This window comes from Hoylesella enoeca JCM 12259 (genome assembly GCF_000613405.1).
Classification (GTDB): Bacteria; Bacteroidota; Bacteroidia; order Bacteroidales; family Bacteroidaceae; genus Prevotella; species Prevotella enoeca.
In genome coordinates this window covers 1-1,329 of sequence record NZ_BAIX01000105.1, presented here as the reverse complement: position 1 = coordinate 1,329, position 1,329 = coordinate 1, and the positions used below count along the sequence as shown (strand labels likewise).

2 protein-coding genes are annotated in these 1,329 nt (G+C 42.5%); both read left to right on the top strand.

All coding sequences use genetic code 11. The features are described from left to right. Positions 1-248: PcfK-like family protein (locus tag JCM12259_RS12780; RefSeq protein WP_025066728.1), on the top strand; the 248-nt coding region annotated here is incomplete at its 5' end. A 4-nt stretch (positions 249-252) separates the two neighbouring features. Further along, positions 253-1,329 (top strand): PcfJ domain-containing protein (locus JCM12259_RS12775; RefSeq protein ID WP_025066727.1); only part of this gene is annotated, 1,077 nt, incomplete at its 3' end.

The window sequence follows — 1,329 nt, the reverse complement described above, 5'->3', positions numbered from 1 at the left end:
TGCTTATCACGACTCGTGATAATCACTACTACGATGAGGACGATATAGAGGTGGGTAAGGCTGTTTCTTGCCAAGTAGCCGTTAATCACATTGTGGAACTCACAGAGGAAGAAAAAGCCGAAGCAAGGCAGGAAGCCATTAAGCAATATCAGCGTGAGGAACTTGCCAAGTTACAGAGCCGTAACGCACGAGTGAAAAAGACTGAGAACGCAGCAACCCAAGTACAACCATCACTATTCGATTTTTAAGCCTATGAAACCGAGAAACAAATTTGAAAAGGCGGTTTTGGAACAAAGCAAGCATCTTCGCCCGATAACCAAGCAACAAAGTAAGTGGGCATTCCGTGAGTGTATTGACCACTTCGCCTACCGCTTGCCAAAAGGTCGCACTACTTGTATGGATTGTGGGCATAGTTGGGTAATGAACAAACAGAGAAAAACTTGTACTTGCCCTCATTGCAGGGCAAAGTTGCAGGTCAAGGAAACCTACGAGCGCAAGTTGCAGCAGAAGCAGTATTTCACCATACTTACTACTTGTGGAGAGTTTCAAGTATTGCGTATGTTCCTACTTATTGTGGGTATGGAGAAAGGTTACAAAGCACAGACTTCTATAATTGAGATTGGGCAATATTGGTGGAATATGCAGGGACGAAAAGCTGTGGTTGCCATACAGAGGGTATTGGGACACTATGTTGATACCTTTTCCTATTATAGTCCTATGGCGATACGCAACGATAATGAAGCCTATCAGCATATTGCCTACTCACCGATATATCCGAAGTTCAAGGTTACAGACATACTTCGTAGAAATGGTTTTAAGGATAATTTCTATGGCATCGTACCTACCCAGCTTATTCCTGCATTACTTACAGACAGCCGAGTGGAAACATTGCTAAAAGCAGGTCGCACAGAGCATTTACGTTACTTTCTTGGCAACAAGAGAACTTTTGAAGAACTATGGCAATCTTACAAGATTGCAGTCCGTAACGGCTATGAGATTGTGGATATTTCCCTTTGGAGTGATTATGTAGATATACTTAGAAGATTAGGAAAGGATATTCATAATCCAAAATATTTATGCCCAACAGACCTTAAAGGCGAACACGACCGCAGACACGAGGAGCTTCTCAGAGTGCGTGAAAGGGAGGAGATAGAACAGAAGCAAAAGAAGGCAATGGAAGACGAAAAGCGTTTCAAGGAACTCAAATCCAAGTTTTTCGGTATCTGTTTTACAGATGGCACTATTCAAGTCCACGTATTAGAGAGCGTGCAGGAGCATTTGGAAGAAGGTGTATCAATGCACCATTGCGTATTATGTAAACCTTTACAT